General features: G+C 60.9%; 2 protein-coding genes. Both read right to left on the reverse strand.

The features are described 5' to 3' along the window. Positions 1-617: alpha/beta hydrolase (locus tag A3730_RS28185; protein WP_063539395.1), on the reverse strand; the 617-nt coding region annotated here is incomplete at its 3' end. 44 nt (positions 618-661) lie between these two features. Next, positions 662-1,028: inositol monophosphatase family protein (locus A3730_RS28190; RefSeq protein WP_304439542.1), on the reverse strand; the 367-nt coding region annotated here is incomplete at its 5' end.

A 1,028-nucleotide genomic window follows, 5' to 3' on the forward strand; every position in this document is an offset into this window, starting at 1 on the left:
TTGTCCGGCATCAGCGCGGTATAGCCGTCATAGGCGTCATGGCTGGACATGGCAGCAAGCTCACCAGGCCGACCGGCTGAAGGCAGCATTTTCGGCCCCAGCCCCAACGCACTGCTGCCCACATCCCACAGACCAATGCCCGTCATTTTCAGCGCCTGCCCAATGCCGGCATAACGAATTACCTCCAGCACCGATGCCATGCCATCCATCATCGGGCACTGGGCAATAATGCCGGCCACCGATTCACGAGCGGCCACCGCTGTGACCAGGCCGCCACCGAAGGAAGTGCCCCACAGCACGATGCGTTGGTTATCCACTTCATCCAGCTTGCGCACACAGGCCAGTGCTGCCTGCCAGTCCGCCACTTCCCGGTTGGGTAACAGCACCTGCCGCGGCATCCCCTCACTTTCGCCAAAGTGGCGATAATCGAACAGGAATACCGCATAACCGGCTTGCACAAAGGCGTCGCGAAACGGCGCCAACCCGCATTCCTTGGTGAGCCCAAAGCCGTGCCCCATAACCACCGTCAGGAAAGGCCCCTCGCCTTCCGGCAGGTAAAGATCTCCCCGGCAGGACTGCCCCTCGCTGACAAACCGCAGTTCACGCATTGCGCTCATGGAAACTCCTTGGTTTTTTGCGTCTGACGTCTGACGTCCGACATTCACCCAATCGCCGCGGCGATAAAACGCCACTCTTCAATACTCTGCCCCAACACCAGGAAGTGCGGGTTGAGAATATCTTCCTTGTTGTACTGCAGCGGCTCGAAGGCGGTGTTCACCACTACGCCACCAGCGGCGGCTACCACCGCATGGGCGGCGGCGGTATCCCATTCGCTGGTGGGAGCCAGACGCGGGTAGATGTCCGCGCTGCCTTCCGCCACCAGGCACAGTTTCAGGGAGGAGCCCATGGAAGCGCGCTCCACTTCACCAATTTCTTCCCGGATAAAGGCTTCCAGCTTTTCCACCGCCTCGCCACCATGACTACGGCTGGCCACCATCACCACCGGGGTGGTGCGGGCACGGCATTGA

The sequence above is a fragment of the Alcanivorax sp. HI0044 genome, from assembly GCF_001634945.1.